This window comes from Gordonia paraffinivorans NBRC 108238 (assembly GCF_000344155.1).
GTDB classification, from domain to species: Bacteria; Actinomycetota; Actinomycetes; order Mycobacteriales; family Mycobacteriaceae; genus Gordonia; species Gordonia paraffinivorans.
Map to the genome: position 1 here is coordinate 18,651 of NZ_BAOQ01000034.1, position 19,175 is coordinate 37,825.

Below are 19,175 nucleotides of genomic sequence, written 5' to 3' on the forward strand. Positions count from 1 at the left end.
CAACGGTCCTGCATCCACAGGCCCGGCTCCACCGGCATGTCCTACAGGCCCGGCAGCCTCGTCCACCGCTCGACATCGACGACGCGCCCGGGCATCTCGCCGACCACGAGCACCGCGGCGTCGACCTCGATGGGTTCGGTCGCGCGCGCCAGGAAGCGCTCGGTGCCGCCGGCGAACGACAGCTCGACCTCGCCGAGCTGCTCACCTCCGGGGATCGACAGCGTCACGATGCCGGTCCGCCCCACGAGTTGCTGCGACACCCTCACCTCTCCCTGTCCGGCCGTATCCCGTTCTCGGCGTCGAATGTCTCGAACTCTAGGCCACATCTCCGGCACGACGACCGCGCGCACCGTCGACCACCACATAGGCCGCGGTCAGTATCGCGATCACCGCGGCCGACAGGACGAGGACCGGGTACCCGAACGCGCCGACCACGACCCCCGCGAGGGCACCCGCCGCCGAACCGGCGAGGCTCATCGAGGCGTCCGAGACACCCTGCGCGGCAGCCCGACTCGACCCCTCGATGGAATCGGTCAACAGCGTCGACGCCGCGACCGTGGACGCCGACCATCCGATGCCGAGCAGGACGAGTGCGGCCACCAGGCCCGCCTGCGACCCGGAGAAGACGAAACCGAGGACGCAACTGCCCACGAGGATCGCCTGGCCGGCGAGGACGACCGGAACCCGACCGGCCCGATCGGCGAGGAGACCCATGACCGGGGCGAGTGCGTACATCCCGGCGATGTGCGCGCTGATCGACAGCCCGACGACGGTCACCGACGCACCGCCGTGGTGCATGTGCACCGGCGTCAGCGCCATGACCCCGACCATCACCGCATGCGCCGAGACCACCGCGGCGACCGCGGCACGCGCGCGAGGCGAGTGCACGATCGCGGCGAGACCCGCGGCGATCGAGGAGGTCGACGACGACGCCACTCCCCCGCCGGCCTCGAGGAGCGGATCGGGGCGCAACCCGAGGAAGAGAAATGCTGCAGCGCAGGCACATCCGCATGCACCGAGCAGGAACGGCCCGGCGAGATCGGCCATCCCGAGGAACGACGCGACCTCCGCCCCGGCCGGCACCAGCGCCGGCCCGACGACCGCGCCGACCATCGTCATCCACACCACCAGCGACAGATCCCGGCCGCGCGATTCGGGCGCCGCCAGATCGGTTGCGGCGAAACGGGACTGAAGACTGACGGCGGTGCCCGATCCGAGCGCGAACATCCCGGCGAGCATGAGCCAGAAGGACTCTGCGTCGACGCCGAAGGCCACGAGCAGCGCCCCGGTTCCCGCTATCAGGAGGCCGGTGGTCAGCGCGGGCCGCCGCCCCCGAGCCGAGGCGAGTGACGCCAGGGGCAGCCCCGCCGCGGCCGCGCCGAGGGTGAGCACGGTCGTCGGGACGCCCGCCAACGATTCGCTGCCGGACAGCTGCTCTCCGATGATCGCGCCGAGTGCCAGCGCACCGCCCATCGAGATCCCGGCCAGCACCTGGACCAGGCACAGCAGGGCGACGGTCCGGCGCTGGACCGCAATCCGCCCGGCCGTCGCCGTCGATGCCCTCACCCTCACAGCATCACCGGTCGCCGCCGACGGCGTGGGCGGTTCGCACCGGCGCGGGCCGCCGCTTCGGCGTCGCGCGGAGCGCCTGCGAGTCCACGACGCGGCCTCACCCGGTGACCAGGTCGTAGGAGAGCTTGCCGACCATCACCACCACGACGACGAGCAACACCCAGCGCACGAACGAGCTACCGCGCCCGATCGCCATGTGCGACCCGATCTGGGCCCCGGCGATGTTGGCCACCGCGAGACCGAGCCCGAGCAGCCAGAGCACGTTGCCCTGCAGCCCGAACACCGTCAGCGCACCGAGGTTGGTCCCGGTGTTGATGACCTTGGCCATCGCCGAGCTCTCCAGGAACGACGTCCCGACGAGCGCGGTCAGGCTGATGATGAGGAAGGTCCCGGTGCCCGGGCCCATCACCCCGTCGTAGAACGCGATGACGACCCCGGTGATCACCAGGCCCGCGATGGTCGAGAGCCGCGACCGCGGCCCCGCCGACAGGTCCCCGCCGAAGCCCGGTCGCAGCGCGACGAACAACCCCACGCCGACGAGCATCACCAGCACGAACGGGGTGAAGATCTCCGTCGGCAGCGAGATCGCCACCAGCGCACCGAGAGCCGAGAACACCAGCGCCGCGGCGAACACCGGGAGAAGCCGCCGGAGGTCGATGCGGACGTGCCGCACATAGCGCCACGCGGCCGACGCGGTCCCGAAGACCGCCGCGAGCTTGTTGGTGCCGAGCGCCGTCGCCGTCGGCAGGCCGGGCTGGGCGATCAGCATCGCGGGGATGAGGACGAGTCCTCCACCGCCGACGACGGCGTCGACCCACCCGGCTGCCGCGGCCGCGACGATCAGCAGCGCGACGTCCAGGGGGTCAGGCCACTTCGACGATCAGCTCGACCTCGACGGGAGCGCCCAGCGGCAGCTCCGCGACGCCGACGGCCGAGCGAGCGTGCACGCCCGCGTCCCCGAAGATCTCGCCGATGACGTCGGAGGCCCCGTTGATGACCTGCGGCTGACCGGTGAAGCCGGGGGCCGAGGCCACGAAGCCGACGACCTTGACCACGCGCACGATCGAGTCGATGCCGACGAGCGCGTTCACCGCGGCCAGGGCGTTGAGCGCGCAGATGCGCGCGGCCTCGGTGGCCGCCTCCGGCCGAACGACGCCCTCGGCGCCGTCGGACACCTTTCCGCGCACGGACAGCTCGCCGGCGACGATCGGCAGCTGGCCCGAGGTGTAAACGAGGTTCCCGGTGCGCACCGCCGGCGTGTAGCTGGCGACGGGCGGCACCACGTCGGGCAGGGTGATGCCCAGTTCGGCGAGACGATCGGTCCAGGTAGACGCCATGATCAGCCCTTCGGTCGCTTCATGTAGGCCACGTGCTGCTCGCCGGTCGGACCGGGCAGCACCGCGACCAGTTCCCAGCCGTCGGCACCCCACTGGTCCAGGATCTGTTTCGTGGCGTGCGTCAGCAGCGGCACGGTCACGTATTCCCACGCAGTCACTTCACTCATGGACTCAGCCTATCCGCAGGCGATCAATGGATATGGTGTTGCGGTGGCCAATCAAGCAGGCGCACGTTCCGGGGCGGGGGGACCCCTCGATTCCGGCGTGACAGACAACTCCTCCGTCACCGTCGACAACGAGTGGCCGGACGCGGCATCGCGTGCGCGTCTCCACTTCGTCTCGGGCAAGGGCGGAACCGGTAAGACGACCATCGCGGCGGCACTCGCGCTGGCGCTCGCCGCCGACGGCAAGAAGGTGCTCCTCGTCGAGACCGAGGGGCGGCAGGGCATCGCGCAGGTGTTCGACATCCCGCCGCTCCCGCCGGCCGACACCAGGATCGCCACCGCCGAGGGCGGCGGCGAGGTGTCGGCGCTGGCCATCGACATCGAGCACGCGCTGCTCGAGTACCTCGACATGTTCTACAACCTGGGCTTCGCGGGCCGGGCGATGAAGCGCATCGGCGCCATCGACTTCGTGACCACCGTGGCGCCGGGCCTGCGGGACGTGCTGCTCACCGGCAAGATCAAAGAGCGCGTCATCCACACCGACAAGCAGGGCAATCCGGTGTACGACGCGGTGGTGGTCGACGCGCCGCCGACCGGCCGGATCGGCAACTTCCTCGACGTCACCCAGGCCATGGCGGACCTGGCCAAGACCGGCCCGATCCGCAGCCAGAGCGAGGGCGTGGCGCAGTTGCTGCACTCCGAGCAGACCGTCGTCCACCTGGTGACGCTGCTCGAGGCGATGCCGATCCAGGAGACGATCGAGGCGATCGACGAGTTGCGCGGCAAGAACCTCAATCTCGGCAGCCTGATCATCAACCGGGTCAGCCCGCCGTACCTGCCGGCCGACTCCATCGACGAGATCGCCGAGGGCCGCATCGACGCGGTCCGCATCGAGGAGAACCTCAAGGCGGCCGGCCTCAAGCTGGCCGAGGGCGACCTGTCGGGGCTGCTCACCGAGACCATCGAGCACGCCACCCGGCTGCAGGCGCAGCAGATCGCGAAGGCACAGCTCGACGAGGTGGAGCTGCCGATGCTCGAGCTCCCGTCGCTCGGCGACGGCATCGACCTCGGTTCGATCTACGAGCTGGCCAACCTTCTCCAGAAAGCGGGGGCCTGATGCCACTCGACCTCAAGATGGGGGCGGTCCTGACCGACCCCGGGACCCGTGTCGTCATCTGTTGTGGTGCAGGCGGTGTCGGCAAGACGACGACCGCCGCGGCGATGGCGATGTACGCCGCCGAGCAGGGGCGCACCGTGGCCGTGCTGACCATCGACCCCGCCAAGCGCCTCGCGCAGTCGCTCGGGATGAGCGAGCTGACCAACGAGCCGCAGCCGGTGCCGATCGAGGGCAAGGGCAGCCTCGACGCGATGATGCTCGACATGCGCCGCACCTTCGACGAGATGGTGCTCGAGTACTCGACACCCGAACGGGCGGAGGCGATCATGCAGAACGCCTTCTACCAGACCGTCGCGTCCTCGTTCTCCGGCACGCAGGAGTACATGGCGATGGAGAAGCTGGGCAAGCTGCTCGAGAAGAACCACTGGGATCTCATCGTCGTCGACACCCCGCCGTCGCGGAACGCGCTCGACTTCCTCGACGCCCCGCAGCGCCTGGGGTCGTTCCTGTCCGGCCGCCTGATGAAGATGCTCGTCGGCGGCGGCCGCGGCGTGGGCCGCATGGTGACCGGCGCGATGAGCCTGGCGATGCGGGGCGTGTCGACGATCATCGGCGGCGAGATGCTGCGCGACGTCGCGACCTTCGTCCAGTCGCTGGACTCGATGTTCGGCGGCTTCCAGGATCGCGCGCTGAAGACCTATGAGCTGCTCAAGCAGCCCGGAACCCGGTTCGCGGTGGTGGCCGCCGCCGAGGCCGACGCGCTGCGCGAGGCCGCGTTCTTCGTCGACCGCCTGTCGGAGGAGTCGATGCCGCTGGCCGGCCTGATCCTCAACCGGACGCACCCGAACCTGACGTCGATCCACGAAGAGGCCGCCCTGGTGGCGCTCGAGTCGATCACCGACGACCTCACCCGCGGCGTGCTGCAGATCCACGCCGACCGCGCCGCCACCGGCAAGCGGGAACTGCATCTCCTGCAGCGGTTCACGGCGTCGCATCCGCGCGTCCCGATCGTCGGGGTCCCGGCGCTGCCTTTCGAGGTCGCGGACATGACGGCCCTGCGCGCGGTGGCCGAGCAGATCACGGGCAGGGGCTGACCGGACGGCTCGCGGTGACCCGTGCCGGCCGACGGCCCGGGTCACCGACTCGCGGACACCTCACGAAGAACGCCTCGCAACGAACATCGGCTCGACCGGGCAGGTCCGGTCGAGCCGATGTTCTCGTCTGTGAGGCGTCGCGGGGATCAGACCGCGTCGGCCCGCTGGCGGCGACGCTGGGCCTCGAAGAAGGCCGCCCAGGACGTCACCTCGGGATGCTGACGGAGAAGGGCGCGGCGCTGACGCTCGGTGAGACCGCCCCACACGCCGAACTCGACGCGGTTGTCGAGCGCATCGGCCCCGCATTCGAGCTGGACCGGGCAGTGCCGGCAGATCGTCGCAGCCTTGCGCTGGGCTGCGCCCCTCACGAACAGATCATCCGGGTTCCCTCCCCGACACCGCGCCTTGGCCACCCAGGCCAGACGATCTTCTCCGCTGGAAACTGCAGCTGTCGCCATCCGCCACCCCTACTCGTCGTGTTGTGCATGGCCCCGAAGTCGAGACTCAACGCGCTGCTCAGGCCACATTTACAACAAACTGTTATGTAAGTCACATTCTGCACTCAATCTAGGGATCTGTGCATTGGTCCGCAACCCCTGCGGCTGAAGAAAGTGGGACAACCGTGCAAACTCATCCGATCGGAGGGTTGCGCGGACCCCCTTCGGCGGGCATCAGCGGGCCGTTGTCGTGGGACGATGCATCCCGGCCCCGGCGTCGCGGGAGGCGACTGTCCCGGGAGCGAGGCACGACGATGTTCGTCCGGATCGCACGTATCCTGTCGGGGTGATGTCCAAGAAGCTGTGGTCACTGGCATGGGCGAGCCTGCTGGCCGGCATTCTCGTCGCCGGCCTCCTCTACCCGGTGGCCAGCGGTGTAGGTGTCGTCTCCAACAGGGCTGCCGCCGCGGTCGAGAACGTCTCCTCCGAACTGCTGAACGGAACGCTGCCGGAGGTCACCACGATGACCGACGCCGACGGCAAGCCGATCGCGATGCTGTTCGACCAGTACCGCATCCAGGTCGGCTACAACGACATCTCGCCCGACATGATCCGCGCGATCATCTCCGTGGAGGACCGCCGTTTCCTCGAGCACGACGGCGTCGACTGGAAGGGCACCATCCGCGCCGCGCTCAAGAACTCGTCGTCGGGCGAGGTCCAACAAGGTGCGTCGACGCTGGATCAGCAGTACATCAAGAACTATCAGCTGCTCGTGCTGGCCCGGACCGAGGCCGACCGCCAGGCCGCGGTCGAGACGACGCCGGCCCGCAAGCTCCGTGAGGTCCGGATGGCGCTCACGCTCGAGCAGAGCCTCATCGACCAGGCCAAGCGCGACAAGGGACTCGACGACGCCGCCGCCAAGCAGGAGGCGAAGAAGCAGATCGTGACCCGGTACCTGAACGTCGTGCCGTTCGGCAACAACGCCTACGGGATCGAGGCCGCCGCCCAGACCTACTTCGGGATCCCCGCCAAGGACCTGAACGTCCAGCAGGCCGCGATGCTCGCCGGCATGGTGCAGTCGACCTCCGCGCTGAACCCGTACACCAACCCGGAGGGCGCGCTGGAGCGCCGGAACATCGTCCTGGACACCATGATCGCCAACTTCCCGGAGCGGCGCGCCGAGCTGGAGGCGGCCAAGGACACGCCGCTCGGCGTGCTCCCGCGCCCCAAGACGCCGACCCAGGGCTGCATCGCAGCGGGCAACGAGGGATTCTTCTGCGATTACGCGCTGCAGTTCCTCGCCGAGAACGGGATCTCGCGCAACTCGGTCATGCGCGGCGGCTACATCATCCAGACCACGCTCGACCCCGAGGTGCAGCGCGCCACCGACCGGGCCGTGAAGGCCCAGGCCAGCCCGACCGCCGACGGCGTCGCCGACGTGATGAGCACGATCCGCCCCGGCGACAAGTCACACGATGTGCTGTCGATGGCGTCGAGCCGCCGGTACGGCCTGAACCTCGACGCGGGCGAGACCATGCAGCCGCAGCCGTTCTCCATGGTGGGCGACGGCGCCGGGTCGGTGTTCAAGATCTTCACCGTCGCGGCGGCCATGGAGAAGGGGCTCGGAGCCGGGTCGAGCATCCCGGTGCCCGGCTTCGTCTCCGTGCAGGGCATGGGCAACAGCGGCGGGGCCTTCGGCTGCCCCGAGAACTCCTACTGCGTCAAGAACGACGGACGGTACCCGGCCTCGATGTCGGTGACCGACGCACTCGCCCAGTCGCCGAACACCGCGTTCGTGCAGCTCCTGCAGCAGGTCGGGGTGAAGCCCGCGGTCGACATGGCCGTGCGTCTGGGTCTGCGCTCGTACACGATCCCCGGTTCGTCGGGCTACGGCGACAAGAGCATGGCCCAGTACGTCAAGGACGGGAACTTCGGCTCGTTCACCCTGGGTCCGCTGCCGCTGAACGCCCTCGAACTCGCCAATGTCGCGGCGACCATCGCCTCGGGCGGCGTGTGGTGCCCGCCGAACCCGATCAAGTCGATCAGCCGGGTCAAGCGCGACCAGTACGGCAACCCGGTGATCGGGCCCGACGGCCAGCGCGCGCTGACGTCGGTGCCGTTCACCCCGCCGGGCTGCGAGCAGGTCGTCGACAAGGGTCTGGCCGACTCCCTCGCCAACGCGCTGAGCAAGGACCACATCGGCGCCGGCACCGCCGCGGGCGCCGCCGGGTCGGCCGGCTGGACCCTGCCGATGTCGGGCAAGACGGGAACCACCGAGGCACATCGCAGCTCGGCGTTCATCGGCTTCACCAACCAGATCGCCGGCGCGGCCTACGTCTACAGCGACGGCCCGAACCCGCAGGGCGTGTGCACCAGCCCCCTGCGGTCCTGCTACGACGGCGACCTCTACGGCGGTATGGAACCGGCACGCACGTGGTTCCAGGCGATGAAGCCGATCGCGACCAAGTTCGGGCCGGTGCGGCTGCCCCCGATCGACCGCGCGTACTGGAACGGCACCGACCGCGGGCGCATCCCCCAGGTGAGCGGCCTGACCGCGAGCGAGGCGACCTCGCGCCTGCAGCAGTCGGGCTTCCGGGTCAACGAGCTCGAGGTCGACAGCGGCCGCCCGAAGGGGACCGTCGTGTTCACCGCGCCGTCGGACTCGGCGATGCCCGGCAGCACCGTGACGATCTACGTCAGCAACGGCCGGCGCGCCGGCGGTGACAGCGGCAACGGACCCACCGAGACGACCGTCGTCGTGCCCGGTGTCGGGCCGGTCGTGATCCAGCTCCCGGGCTGACACCGGCGCCCCGCCCCGGCCACCGGACCACGATCACCGCCTCGGCCCGCCGACCCCGCACTGCGGACGGTCGGCGGGCCGGGGCGGTGATCGCCATCCGCGAGCCGATCCGGTGTGCATCGGCAAATGCGTATCCTGAACAGATGCAGCACTCCGACCTCGACTTCGCACGCCTGCGCCGTTCACGCCTCGGTTCGTCCGGTTCCGGTGTCGGTTCGCGAGCACTCGCGGGTGCCGCAGGACTCGCCGCCGCCGGGCTGGTCTACTCGACGGTCATCGAGCGCAACGCCTTCGCGCTCCGCCACACCACGATGGCCGTGCTCGAACCCGGCGCCTCCCCGCTGCGGGTCCTGCACATCAGCGACATCCACATGATGCCCAGGCAGCGCCTCAAGCAGGCCTGGATCTCCGAGCTCGAGGCGCTCGAGCCCGATCTCGTGGTCAACACCGGCGACAACCTCGCCCACCCTCAGGCCGTGCCCGCGGTCATCCAGGCCCTCGGCGGCCTGTTGAGCCGGCCCGGCCTCTTCGTGTTCGGATCGAACGACTACTTCGGGCCCAAGCCGAAGAACCCGTTCAAGTACTTCAAGACCGACCACCAGCGCACGTACGGCGACCCGTTGCCGTGGCAGGACCTGCGCGCGGCCTTCACCGAACGCGGCTGGCTCGACGCGACGCACACCGTGCGAGAGCTCGAGGTGAGCGGCGTGCGCATCGTCGCCGCCGGCGTCGACGACCCGCACATCGAGCGCGACCGGTACGAGACCATCGCCGGCCGGCCCAACCCGCTGGCACATCTGCGTCTCGGCCTCACGCACTCGCCCGAACCCCGCGTCCTCGACCGGTTCGCCGCCGACGGTTACGACCTCGTCATGGCCGGGCACACCCACGGCGGGCAGTTGTGCCTGCCGTTCCTCGGCGCGCTCGTCACCAACTGCCACATCGACCGGTCCCGGGTGAAGGGCCCCTCGAACTGGGGCGCCTCGATGAAGCTGCACGTCAGTGCGGGCCTCGGCACCTCGCCGTACGCGCCGGCGCGTTTCTGCTGCCGCCCAGAGGCGAGCCTGCTGACCCTGACGCCCGTCTCGCACGGCGACGCCGACTTCGACGCCGACCAGTCCCTCCCGCAGTTGGCCCGAGAGTCCCTGTGATGCGCGGGCGGCGGCCGGAGGTCACCCCGGGATGAGCGCCGCCGGCGTCAAGGTCCTGGCCTTCGACACCTTCGGAACGGTCACCGACTGGTTCACCGGCATCTCCGGGGCCGTCGCCCGAATCCTGCCCGAGGTCGACGCCGCCGAGTTCACCCGCGAGTGGCGCCGCCGTTATGCGCCGATCCTCGCCCGTGTCGAGTCGGGAGAACTCGGCTGGCGCGGCCTCGACGACCTGCAGACCGAGACCCTCCACGACGTCGCGACACTGTTCGGCGTCGCACCGGACGACGACCAGGTCCGAGCCCTGGTGCGTGCGTGGCGGACGATCCCCGGCTGGCCCGACGCCGCCGAGGGCATCCGCCGGCTCAAGCGAGGATTCATCGTGTGCGCGCTCAGCAATGGCAGCGTGGCGCTTCTGACCGACATGGCCCGGCACAACGACTTCGCCTGGGACGTCATCGGCGGTTCCGACCTCTGGCACCACTACAAGCCCGCGCGTGAGACCTACTGCGGCCTGGCCGAGCTGCTCGAGGTGCAGCCGTCCGAGGTGATGATGGTGGCCACTCACCAGAACGACCTCGACGCGGCACGCTCGTTCGGGCTGCGCACCGCGTTCGTCGAACGCCCCGACGAGTGGGGCGGTGCACCCAAGGACGACTCGGGATCACCGGACAACGACGTCCACGCGACGGATCTGCTCGATCTGGCGCGCCGGTTGGGCTGCTGAGGACCGGACGGCGGGAGGAACGGTGACCCTCGACGAGCTCCGACGCTGGGAGGATCTCGGGGCGTCCTGGCGGGTGGTCCACCGCGACTCGGGAGGGGTCACCGTCGCGCTGCTGCGGTGCGACGGCGGCGAAGAGGTGGACCGCTTCCACTCCGACGACGCGGAGATCATCGCCCACATCGGCGACCGACTCTCGTCCGAACCGGACGACTGACACTCTCGGATACGAGGAGACCCCGGTCGCTTTCGCGGACCGGGGTCTCTCTGCTGTGTCTCAACCAACACATTCTGTGTCGACCGGCGGACCCGGTCTCTTGTCGGGGTGGCGGGATTCGAACCCACGACCTCTTCGTCCCGAACGAAGCGCGCTACCAAGCTGCGCCACACCCCGTGGCGGTTTAGCCTGCGATAGCTTATACCCCACCCCCGCGAAGTACTAAATCGCCTGGTCAAACCTGTGCCGGAAGTGGCCGAAACGCTGTGCGGTGCGTGTCCGAGGGTGCATTCTCGGCTACGTTCGACCCGCTTCATCACCCACGGCGCCGTCGCGGAGCGCTCTCGAAGAGGGCGGCGGCGGCGCTCTCAGAGCGAAAGGACTCCTCATGAGCTCCCCGACCGACAAGCAGATCGACTCTGCTGCGAAGCAGGGATTCGCCTTCGGCATCTCGATCGTCGCCGCGGCACTGCTGTTCGTCGCCGGCCTGGTGTCGATCTTCCAGGGCATCTCCGCCATCGCCAACGACGAGCTGTTCGTCATCGGCCCGAACTACATCTTCGAGTTCAACCTCACCGCGTGGGGCTGGATTCACCTGATCCTGGGCATCATCGGCGTCCTGATCGCCGGCGGCCTCGCACTCGGCGCCGACTGGGCCCGCGTCGCCGCCATCGTCATCGCATCGCTGTCGATCGTCGTGCAGTTCCTCTGGCTGCCGTACTATCCCGCGTGGGCGATCCTGATCATCGTCCTGGATCTCATCGTCATCTGGGCGGTGTCGACCTGGGACCCCGATCGCGCCTACAACCTGTGACCTGACCTCCGGGCCACAACTGACCGATGCCGGCGACGAAGGCCGCCGGGGTGCACGACCCATCCGTCGTGCGGGCCGGACCGAACCACTGGTGATTCGGCCCCACGAAAGGAACATCATGCGCGTCGTACGCACCCTGGCCGCACTTGTCGCCGGCATCGTCGTCGCCATCGGATTCGCGGCCGGGACCGGTTCCGCGGCCGCGGCCCCGCTGGCACCGGTGCAGAATCTCGAGGTGGATCGTTACCTCGGCAAGTGGTGGCAACTGGCCACCGTCCCGTCGTTCTGGGGCGTCACATGCGCCCGCGACACCAGCGCCTTCTACACCCGTATCGACGCGAAGACCATCGGCGTCGACAACCAGTGCACCGGCCCCACCGGTATGCGCGGCGGCGTCGTCGGACGCGCGACCGTCGTGGACACGACGTCGAATGCCGCTCTGAGCGTGCGCTTCCCGCAGACCCCCGCGAGCATCAACCCGAACGGGGCACCGAACTACATCGTCGCCCATCTCGAGGACGGCGACTCCCCGGACGCGCCCTACAAGTACTCGATCGTCGGCGACCCGAGCCGCGCGTCGGGATTCCTCCTCTCCCGCGACAAGGTGGTGTCCGACGCCGAATTGCGCCGCCTCACCAAGGAGATCGAGCGGGTTGGCTTCAACCCGTGCACGTTCCTGATCTCGCCGACCACCGGCGGACGAAACGACTACTCGCCGCTGTGCGCCATCTGAACCGCCGGGGCACCGTCTGATCCCACAGTGGCGTCGCCGAATCCCGCACACCGTGCGCGATCACGCACCACCTGACGGGCAGACCTCTCACAGAGAATTCAGGGCAAGCACCCGAGGTGGTGCTTGCCCTGAATCGTCTCAGCTGGCTTCGGCCTTGGTGGCCGCCGCGGCCCGGCGGTACTCGTCCGGGGTCATCCCGTACTTCGCGCGGAACCGGTTTCGCATCGTCGCGGTCGACGCGAAGCCCGATGCGTGTGCGATTGCTTCGAGCTTGAGGTTGCCGGGACCGGTGAGGAGCCTCCGCGCCCACTCGAGACGACGCTCGGCGATCATCTCGGCCAGCGACGTCGGGCTCCCGGCCAGGACCCGGTACAGGTGACGCCGGCTCACGTGGAGTTGCCGGGCGATGACCTCCACACTGAAGTCCGGATCACGGAAATTGCGCTCGATGAGGTCGGCGACGGCGGCGCGCAAGTACCGCTCACTCGTCCGCAGATCCGACACCCCGGCCCGGGAGAGCGGTTCGCGTTGCGAAACGGCACCTCCGACGGGCCTCGTCAGCTGCACGTCACGACCATTGGCACCTGGGCCCACGTGATTCCCTTCCATGAGAGAGGTTATGCTCCCACCCAATCTGAGACACTACCGACGGGCCAGGTGCCGGTCTTGGGCCTTAGGTCCCAATTCGGAAGGACCTTGTCACGGGATTGTGCTGCGAAAATGCCCACCTTCGTACTCACACGCGTCGGGTCGGGCAGGTCGGCCGTCGACCCGGGTCTTCCGTCGTAGGGTGAGGATGTGAGCACGCAGGACCCGGCCGCCAGGGCGATCGCGCTGCGATCCGAGGCGTACCGGATCGCCGACGAGATCCTCTACCCGGCCGCCGGCGAGGTCGACCGCTCCGGCGTCATCCCGCACTCGCACTGGCGGGCGCTGGCCGAGGCCGGACTCTTCGGCATCGCCGCGCCGCCCGAGGCCGGCGGCCCCGGGCTGGAATTCCCCCAGGTCATCGAGATCCTCGAGGTCCTGGCCAGCGGCTGCCTGTCGACGTCGTTCGCCTGGCTCCAGCACCACGGGGTCGTCATCTCCCTCTCCCGCTCGACTAACACCGCCCTGCGCGAGGAGTTGCTCGACGCCACGGTCAGTGGCCGGCTCCGCGCCGGTGTGGCGTTCTCCGGCGCCGTGCGCACCCCGCCGCACATGACGGCCCGGCGGGTCGACGGCGGTTGGGTGCTGAGCGGGCACTCCCCGTTCGTCAGCGGCTGGGACATCGTCGACCTCTTCCAGATCTCCGCTCGCGACGTGGACACCGACGACGTCGTCGCCACGATCCTGCCGCTCACCGACCTGCGCAACCGGGTGCGGGTCATCCCGATGCAGCTGTCGGCCGCGAACGCGACCTCGACCGTGTCCCTGCACGTGGCCGACCTCTTCGTCCCCGATGCCCGGGTGGTCACCCGGGTCACCCGCGAGGACTTCTTCGCGAATCAGACCGCCGGCATCCGGATCAACGGGACGCTGCCGTTCGGGCTGATCCGCCGCTGCGCCGCGCTGTTGGACGCCTCCGCCCTCCCTCATGCCGCCCGTCGGCTGCGCGAACGCGCCGACGCCGCACGATCGGCGCTGGACACCGCGATGGGCGTGAGCGCAGACGCCCTGGTGGCGGCGCGCGCCGACGCCGCCCAACTCGCCCTCGATGCGACGTCCACGCTGGTCGCCGCGCACGGCGGGTCGTCGTTGATCCGCGGCTACGCGTCGGAGCGACTCCATCGCGAGGCGGCGTTCATCCTGGTCGCGGCGAGCCGTGCCGAGGTGAAGGACCTGCTGCTGCGGCGTTTCAGCGGACTCGACGACCCCGGCGCGGGGTAGCGCCGAGGGGCCTGCGGTTCACCCCTTCCGGGCGGCCAGCGCGGCGTAGTCGCGCAGGAAGATCGCCTCCGCCAGCGCGATCCGCTCGATCTCTCCCGGGGCCACGCTCTCGTTGGGGGCGTGGATCAGGCACTGCGGTTCCTCTACGCCGAACAGCATGATCTCGGCGTCGGGGAACGTCTCCTGCAAGACGTTGCACAGCGGGATGGACCCGCCCTGCCCCTGGATGGCCACCTCGGTGCCGTACGCGGTCGACAACGCGTCGGTCAGCGTCTCGTAGGCCGGCCCCGACGTCGAGCCGACGAACGGCGAACCCACCGCCTCGCGCTCGAACGACACCCGGGCGTTCCACGGGGCGACACTCTCCAGGTGCGCGATCAGCGCGTCCTGCGCCTGCGTCGGATCCATGCCCGGCGGCACCCGCAGGTTGATCCGCGCCCGGGCCCGGGGCTGGACGGCCGCCGACGACCCGACCACCGGCGGACAGTCGATGCCGAGCACGGTCACCGCGGGCCGCGCCCACACCATGTCCGACACCGTGCCCGAGCCGGCGAGGTCGACCCCGTCGAGAACCGTTGCATCCGAACGGAACTGCTCGGGCGGGTACTGGACGCCGGGCCACTTCTGATCGGCGTCGAGGCCGGCAATGGTGGTGTTTCCGTCTTCGTCGCGCAGCGACGCGAGCATGTGGATGAGGGCGGCCAGCGCATCCGGGGCGGCGCCGCCGAACATGCCCGAGTGCATGGCCGACCCCATCGTCTCGACCGTGACGTCGACGTTCGCGATGCCGCGCAGCGTGGTCGTCAGGCTCGGCTTGCCGACCGCGAAGTTGCCGGAGTCGGCGATGAGGATCGCGTCGGCGCGCAACAGTTCCGGGTTCTCGACGACGAAGTGCTCGAGGCCGCCGGTGCCCTGCTCCTCCGATCCCTCGCCGACGATCTTGACCGTGACGCCCAGGTCTCCGGCGAGTGCCCGGAGCGCGGTCAGGTGCACGGCGATGTTGCCCTTGCAGTCGGCGGCGCCGCGGCCGTACCAGCGACCGTCCCGCTCGGTCAATTCCCATACGGGGGAATCCCATTCGTCCTCGCCGAGCGGGGGCTGGACATCGTGGTGGAAGTACAGCAGCACGGTGGGCGCGCCCTCCGGACCCGGGATCTGTCCTGTCACCGCCTTGGAGCCGTCACTCGTCACGTGCGCGGCGACGTCGTCGAAACCCAGTTCGCCGAAGGCGCCGAGCAGCCACTCGACGATCCCGTCGCATTCCTCCGGCGGGAACTGCTTCGGGTCGTGGACCGACCGGAACGCCACCATCTCGGCCAGATCGGATTTCGCACGAGGCATCAACTCCCGCACCCGCTCCCGCAACGTCGCGTCGTCCATGCGCTCTCTCCTCGGTCGGTCCGTGTCTGCGGGGTTCGCCCCTCGTCTGTGGTACCACAGCCGCCGGCGTCGACGGACACCCCGACGCCGGCGACTCGTTCACACCACCAGGTCGTGGACCTCCAGCTCACCGCGGTTGATCGCGGCGGTCATCTGCACGTGATCGGCCTCGTTGAGGTCGGCGTAGGCGACGGAGAAATCGGCGATGGCGCCGGCGAAACCCTTGGTCTCCGAGAGGTATCGGGCGATGTCGAACCGGGTGGCGGTGCGGGCGTGGTCCTGACCGAGCGCGAGTCCGCACAGCTTGGCGTACAGGGTCATGCCCTCGGGTTCGAGCGCCTCCACGACGACCGAGCCCTTACCGTCGCGCAGTTGTCGCACGTAGAAGTCGCGGCGCTTGCCGGACTCGTCGAGTCCGGTGGACCAGCCGAGGAACAGGTCGCTCGCCGCCTGCAGGAGACGCTGGCCCTCGACGACGCGCCGCCCCTGGTTGTCGAAGCCCGGCGCGGGCACGTGGTCGGCCAGGACCGAGCGCTGCGCCTCTTTGACCTGCAGGAACAGCGGGTCGTCGAGGTTCTTGCCGATCATCAGGACCACCCACGTGCGCGTGCCGACGCTGCCGACGCCCACGACCTTGAACGCGATGTCGACGATGGAGAACTGGGCGAGCAGGGTTTGGACGTGCGACGGAAGCGACGCCCGATAGGACTCGACGCGTTCGCGCACCCGGTCGGCGAGCACGTTCGCGGTGTCGCGGGGGAACCGCTCGGCGAGCGGAACCAGCAACGGCGGATCGTTGCGGATGTGCGCCCTGCCGGCCTCGTCGATCACGCACAGCTTGGCGAGTGCCTGCGCACTGTCGCGGTGGCGGGCCTTGCGCAACGCCTTCTGGGTCCGTTTGGTCATCGAGGTGTCGAGCATGGGGCCGATCTCGGCCATCACCGACTCGACGTCGATTCCCGCGTACCAGCAATCGAGCGTGGTCATCGAGACGCTCCGCCTGATGGTGCGGCGGTAGGCCTTTGCGACGGTCTTGGCGATCGCGCGGTTGGTCTTGTCGTCGAACCCGTTGTTGCGCCCGGCGATCACGAAACTCGCCGCGAGTCGCTTGACGTCCCATTCGAAGGGGCCGGGATGCGTCTCGTCGAAGTCGTTGAGGTCGAAGACCATCCGGCGTTCGGGGCTGAAGAACAGGCCGAGGTTGCTCAGATGGGCGTCGCCGCAGAGCTGGGTGATGATGCCGGTGTTCGGCGTCCGCGCCAGATCGTCGGCCATCACCGCGGCCGCGCCGCGATAGAAGGTGAAAGGCGTCGCCGCCATCCTGGCGTGCCGGACCGGGATGAGGTCGGCCACCCGATCGCGGGCCTGTGCGGCGAGGATGGCGAGCGGGTCCGCTCTCTCGCCCCTGGTGGGGCAGGCCGCCAGATCCACGGTGGTCACCGTCTGTTCCTCCTCGTCCGCAGCGTCCGGGCCCGGGGACCCGGAACCGGCAGAGGCCGTGCCCCCTACTGGTACGAGATGAACCAGGGCGTCGGCCGGACCGCCATGGTCGCCTCGGGCGAGAAGGTCGGTGAGTCCTCCGTGTAGAAATTCTTCCAGCCCATCCACACCCCCGCGGGGAGATCGGCGAGCAATCTGCGCCATGTCTCGAGCTTCACCCCGGGCTCACCGTGCCCGTCGGCGTGGAGGACGACCTGCAGGTCGGGCCGGCCGGTCACGATCCGTTCCCGGTGGGCGAGCATGTCCGGGTCGAATTGGTGGAGCACGAACAACTTCTGCGGCAGCCCGCGCTCGCGGACCAGCCCGGCCAGCCAGTCCGACGTCCGGTTGATCTCGTCGGCACCCACCGATCCGATCTGGGTGAGGTGGACCTGGTCGGGCCGCAACCGCCATTCCGGGTCGAGCGCCAGGCCGACGTGCGGCTGCGCCAGCAGGTCGGCGTAACGCCGGGCCTGCGACAGGAAGTCCATCCGGCCCGGCTGGAGGTCGAGGGTCACGTACACCCCGGCCCGTCCCGCGGCCTCGACCCACGGACGCAGCTCCTCCGGGTCGATCATGTTCGTGTAGTTCGACCCCTCCCCCGGTTCGGCGGACGCGACGGTCGCGATGATCTCGAACGCCGGGATCACGGGTTCGGCGCTGAATCGCTGATAGTCGGCGGCCAGCGCGCGGACGCGCGCGATGGACTCGTCGACGCCCTGCCGTCCCAGCGGACCGAGCGCAGGGGCCCCGGGCGAGCCGTAGAGCGCGACCATCCGCCGCTTGGGGAACACGGTTCGCCCGCCGCCGGGCAGTTCCGGTGCGGCGCTCGCCGGTTCGGGGGCCTCTGCGTCGGCGGCGTCTGGGGCGCGGGCGACGACCTGCCCGGACGGCGAGGCCCCGGTCGACGATCCACCGGGAGCCGAGGCACCGAGGAGCAGTCCGGCGAGGACGCAGACGATCGCCGCACCCATCAGGCGAAACCTCACCCGCGCATCCCCTCCGTTCGTCGATGTACGTCGACGGTGTGGGCCGACGACCGCCCAACGTAGCAGCGACGACCCCCCGACGACCGTCCCGCCGGTGACCGGCGACGACGCCCACTCCTGTGACCTGGTTCACCTGGCGGGATGGTCGTCGTTGTAGCGTGTGAGCCGTGGATTACTGGGGTGTGATGGTCGGGTTGGGGCTCCTCGCGTCGGCGTTCGCGGTGGCGGCGTTCGTGCGCTATCGCGAGCGGGAGGCCGCAACCCTGCAGAAGCAGACTGTTCTTGCACGTGAGCTGCGCGATCTCGCCGGCGACGACGAGGTCCGGCTGGCCGCAGTGGACGAATTCTCCCTCACCATCTACCAGCGGTTGTTCTATGCGTCGGTGGTGGCGCCGTGGATTCGCAGCGCTGCCTGGGCATTCCTCGGGGCGGCGCTGACCGCGGTGGGAGCGCTCGCGGTCGACTCTCTCGACGGGGTGTATCCCGCCGTCGTGCACATCGTCCTGATCGCGGCGTCGGCGGTCTTCGCGCTGTCGACGCTCGTCTTCGCCGGGATCGCGCTGTACCACTCGGCGTCGACCCCGCGCGTCTCCTTTCAGGACTCCTACGCCGCAGACGAGACGGTGACGCCCGCGGCCGCGCCGGAGAAGACGACTTCCGACGACTGACGCCGGTCACCGTCCTCGGCACGAGACGACGAACCCCGCCGGTGCGCCCGGCGGGGTTCGTCTGTGAGAGGGAGAGAGTGGTATCTCGGGTCAGGCGACCTGCGCCTGCCACATCCAGTGCAGCTGTTCGAGCTTCGACGCGAACGAGATGAGCAGGTCCTGGGTGACCGGATCGGCTTCCTCGGTGGTGCCGATGCGCTCACGCAGGCCGTCGATGACCGCCTTCAGGTTGGCGACGATGGATTCGACGACGTCGGTGTCCTTGGTCCAGCCCTCGCCGAATCCCTTGGTGCCGGCCGTCTTCGCGACGGTCTCGGCGCGACCGTCGGGGCTGACGCCGATCGCGGTGGCGCGCTCGGCGGCGGCGTCGGTGAACTCACGCGCGACCGTCACGAGCTCGTCGAGGTCGAGGTGCACGGAGCGGAACTGCTTGCCGACGACGTTCCAGTGCGCCTGCTTGGCGATCAGGGTGAGGTCGATGAGATCGACGAGCGTGTCCTGCAACGCCTTGCCGGCGACCGCCTTCTGCTCGTCGCTGAGGGTGCTGGTGATGGGGTTGGTGGCCATGATGATGACTTCCTTTCCTGTCATATCGGGCTGCATGAGGCGAGGGACGTCACCTGGTGGGCG

The 19,175-nt window shown here is 69.5% G+C and carries 20 protein-coding genes, 1 tRNA gene and 1 pseudogene; 10 read left to right on the top strand and 12 right to left on the bottom strand.

From position 1 onward, the window contains the following. Nucleotides 1-41: 41 nt before the first annotated feature. From GP2_RS16055 to sp36, 5 genes are all read right to left on the bottom strand, one after another. On the bottom strand, nucleotides 42-260 hold the full coding sequence (locus GP2_RS16055) for an NfeD C-terminal domain-containing protein (protein ID WP_006901585.1): 219 nt from the start codon (nucleotides 258-260) through the stop codon (nucleotides 42-44). Nucleotides 261-315: 55 nt separating this feature from the next. Further along, entirely contained in the window at nucleotides 316-1,566 is a 1,251-nt protein-coding gene (locus GP2_RS16060; RefSeq protein WP_006901586.1) for an MFS transporter, read from the bottom strand. A gap of 103 nt (nucleotides 1,567-1,669) precedes the next feature. Continuing rightward, nucleotides 1,670-2,431 carry a TSUP family transporter gene (locus GP2_RS16065; protein ID WP_040527266.1) on the bottom strand — a complete coding sequence of 254 codons (762 nt, stop codon included), beginning with the start codon at nucleotides 2,429-2,431 and terminating at the stop codon, nucleotides 1,670-1,672. A 4-nt stretch (nucleotides 2,432-2,435) separates the two neighbouring features. Then, the gene (locus tag GP2_RS16070) at nucleotides 2,436-2,909 is read right to left on the bottom strand and encodes a RidA family protein (protein ID WP_006901588.1); all 474 of its coding nucleotides are present in this window, start codon (nucleotides 2,907-2,909) and stop codon (nucleotides 2,436-2,438) included. A 2-nt stretch (nucleotides 2,910-2,911) separates the two neighbouring features. Next, complete coding sequence (gene sp36, locus GP2_RS21560) at nucleotides 2,912-3,076, bottom strand: Sp36 family protein (RefSeq protein ID WP_006901589.1); 165 nt, start codon at nucleotides 3,074-3,076, stop codon at nucleotides 2,912-2,914. A gap of 43 nt (nucleotides 3,077-3,119) precedes the next feature. On the opposite strand from sp36, the gene bagA reads away from it, so the two are divergent. Beyond that, a complete protein-coding gene (gene bagA, locus GP2_RS16075) occupies nucleotides 3,120-4,190 on the top strand; it encodes an ATPase BagA (protein WP_040527268.1) in 1,071 nt (356 codons plus the stop codon). After that, nucleotides 4,190-5,284: an ArsA family ATPase gene (bagB, locus tag GP2_RS16080; protein ID WP_006901591.1), complete on the top strand. Its 1,095-nt coding sequence runs from the start codon at nucleotides 4,190-4,192 to the stop codon at nucleotides 5,282-5,284. The genes bagA and bagB overlap by 1 nt, the downstream gene beginning before the upstream one ends. A 146-nt stretch (nucleotides 5,285-5,430) precedes the next feature. On the opposite strand, the gene GP2_RS16085 is transcribed toward bagB, so the two are convergent. Beyond that, on the bottom strand, nucleotides 5,431-5,742 hold the full coding sequence (locus GP2_RS16085; protein WP_040527269.1) for a WhiB family transcriptional regulator: 312 nt from the start codon (nucleotides 5,740-5,742) through the stop codon (nucleotides 5,431-5,433). Nucleotides 5,743-6,070: 328 nt separating this feature from the next. On the opposite strand from GP2_RS16085, the gene GP2_RS16090 reads away from it, so the two are divergent. From GP2_RS16090 to GP2_RS16105, 4 genes are all read left to right on the top strand, one after another. Beyond that, entirely contained in the window at nucleotides 6,071-8,521 is a 2,451-nt protein-coding gene (locus tag GP2_RS16090; protein ID WP_006901593.1) for a penicillin-binding protein, read from the top strand. Between the two features lie 143 nt (nucleotides 8,522-8,664). After that, on the top strand, nucleotides 8,665-9,672 hold the full coding sequence (locus tag GP2_RS16095; RefSeq protein WP_006901594.1) for a metallophosphoesterase: 1,008 nt from the start codon (nucleotides 8,665-8,667) through the stop codon (nucleotides 9,670-9,672). A 31-nt stretch (nucleotides 9,673-9,703) separates the two neighbouring features. Further along, nucleotides 9,704-10,399, top strand: coding sequence for a haloacid dehalogenase type II (locus GP2_RS16100; protein WP_006901595.1), 696 nt, complete (start codon nucleotides 9,704-9,706; stop codon nucleotides 10,397-10,399). A 22-nt stretch (nucleotides 10,400-10,421) separates the two neighbouring features. Then, complete coding sequence (locus GP2_RS16105) at nucleotides 10,422-10,613, top strand: hypothetical protein (RefSeq protein WP_006901596.1); 192 nt, start codon at nucleotides 10,422-10,424, stop codon at nucleotides 10,611-10,613. Nucleotides 10,614-10,716: 103 nt separating this feature from the next. Here the strand turns inward: GP2_RS16105 and GP2_RS16110 are convergent. Then, nucleotides 10,717-10,790 (bottom strand) — tRNA-Pro (locus GP2_RS16110). 211 nt (nucleotides 10,791-11,001) lie between these two features. Between GP2_RS16110 and GP2_RS16115 the strand changes: the two genes are divergently transcribed. Then, nucleotides 11,002-11,427 (top strand): DUF7144 family membrane protein, encoded by a 426-nt coding sequence (locus GP2_RS16115; protein ID WP_006901597.1) that lies wholly within the window; start codon nucleotides 11,002-11,004, stop codon nucleotides 11,425-11,427. Between the two features lie 118 nt (nucleotides 11,428-11,545). Further along, the gene (locus GP2_RS16120) at nucleotides 11,546-12,160 is read left to right on the top strand and encodes a lipocalin family protein (protein WP_006901598.1); all 615 of its coding nucleotides are present in this window, start codon (nucleotides 11,546-11,548) and stop codon (nucleotides 12,158-12,160) included. 138 nt (nucleotides 12,161-12,298) lie between these two features. On the opposite strand, the gene GP2_RS16125 is transcribed toward GP2_RS16120, so the two are convergent. Then, nucleotides 12,299-12,727: a helix-turn-helix domain-containing protein gene (locus tag GP2_RS16125; RefSeq protein WP_244941160.1), complete on the bottom strand. Its 429-nt coding sequence runs from the start codon at nucleotides 12,725-12,727 to the stop codon at nucleotides 12,299-12,301. Nucleotides 12,728-12,958: 231 nt separating this feature from the next. Here GP2_RS16125 and GP2_RS16130 point away from each other — a divergent pair, with 231 nt between their 5' ends. Beyond that, nucleotides 12,959-14,029: an acyl-CoA dehydrogenase family protein gene (locus GP2_RS16130; protein ID WP_006901600.1), complete on the top strand. Its 1,071-nt coding sequence runs from the start codon at nucleotides 12,959-12,961 to the stop codon at nucleotides 14,027-14,029. A gap of 18 nt (nucleotides 14,030-14,047) precedes the next feature. Here GP2_RS16130 and GP2_RS16135 read toward each other — a convergent pair whose 3' ends face one another. The 3 genes and pseudogenes from GP2_RS16135 to GP2_RS16145 form a co-directional block, all read right to left on the bottom strand. Then, the gene (locus GP2_RS16135; RefSeq protein WP_006901601.1) at nucleotides 14,048-15,409 is read right to left on the bottom strand and encodes a dipeptidase; all 1,362 of its coding nucleotides are present in this window, start codon (nucleotides 15,407-15,409) and stop codon (nucleotides 14,048-14,050) included. A 99-nt stretch (nucleotides 15,410-15,508) separates the two neighbouring features. Further along, the gene (locus GP2_RS16140) at nucleotides 15,509-16,849 is read right to left on the bottom strand and encodes a DUF2252 domain-containing protein (RefSeq protein ID WP_006901602.1); all 1,341 of its coding nucleotides are present in this window, start codon (nucleotides 16,847-16,849) and stop codon (nucleotides 15,509-15,511) included. A gap of 65 nt (nucleotides 16,850-16,914) precedes the next feature. Next, a pseudogene (locus tag GP2_RS16145) lies at nucleotides 16,915-17,715 on the bottom strand (hypothetical protein); the annotation flags it as partial. 329 nt (nucleotides 17,716-18,044) lie between these two features. Here GP2_RS16145 and GP2_RS16150 point away from each other — a divergent pair. Next, nucleotides 18,045-18,545 (top strand): hypothetical protein, encoded by a 501-nt coding sequence (locus tag GP2_RS16150; protein ID WP_006901604.1) that lies wholly within the window; start codon nucleotides 18,045-18,047, stop codon nucleotides 18,543-18,545. A 90-nt stretch (nucleotides 18,546-18,635) separates the two neighbouring features. Here the strand turns inward: GP2_RS16150 and GP2_RS16155 are convergent, their stop codons facing one another. After that, the gene (locus tag GP2_RS16155) at nucleotides 18,636-19,112 is read right to left on the bottom strand and encodes a Dps family protein (RefSeq protein WP_006901605.1); all 477 of its coding nucleotides are present in this window, start codon (nucleotides 19,110-19,112) and stop codon (nucleotides 18,636-18,638) included. Between the last annotated feature and the right edge of the window lie 63 nt (nucleotides 19,113-19,175).

What these genes read in the sequence shown, in the direction of transcription:
- GP2_RS16085 (WP_040527269.1), bottom strand. Translation starts at nt 5,742, where the DNA reads ATGGCGACAGCTGCAGTTTCCAGCGGAGAAGATCGTCTGGCCTGGGTG.
- GP2_RS16070 (WP_006901588.1), bottom strand. Translation starts at nt 2,909, where the DNA reads ATGGCGTCTACCTGGACCGATCGTCTCGCCGAACTGGGCATCACCCTG.
- GP2_RS16115 (WP_006901597.1), top strand. Translation starts at nt 11,002, where the DNA reads ATGAGCTCCCCGACCGACAAGCAGATCGACTCTGCTGCGAAGCAGGGA.
- GP2_RS16090 (WP_006901593.1), top strand. Translation starts at nt 6,071, where the DNA reads ATGTCCAAGAAGCTGTGGTCACTGGCATGGGCGAGCCTGCTGGCCGGC.
- GP2_RS16100 (WP_006901595.1), top strand. Translation starts at nt 9,704, where the DNA reads ATGAGCGCCGCCGGCGTCAAGGTCCTGGCCTTCGACACCTTCGGAACG.
- GP2_RS16135 (WP_006901601.1), bottom strand. Translation starts at nt 15,409, where the DNA reads ATGGACGACGCGACGTTGCGGGAGCGGGTGCGGGAGTTGATGCCTCGT.
- GP2_RS16155 (WP_006901605.1), bottom strand. Translation starts at nt 19,112, where the DNA reads ATGGCCACCAACCCCATCACCAGCACCCTCAGCGACGAGCAGAAGGCG.
- sp36 (WP_006901589.1), bottom strand. Translation starts at nt 3,076, where the DNA reads ATGAGTGAAGTGACTGCGTGGGAATACGTGACCGTGCCGCTGCTGACG.
- GP2_RS16120 (WP_006901598.1), top strand. Translation starts at nt 11,546, where the DNA reads ATGCGCGTCGTACGCACCCTGGCCGCACTTGTCGCCGGCATCGTCGTC.
- GP2_RS16095 (WP_006901594.1), top strand. Translation starts at nt 8,665, where the DNA reads ATGCAGCACTCCGACCTCGACTTCGCACGCCTGCGCCGTTCACGCCTC.
- bagB (WP_006901591.1), top strand. Translation starts at nt 4,190, where the DNA reads ATGCCACTCGACCTCAAGATGGGGGCGGTCCTGACCGACCCCGGGACC.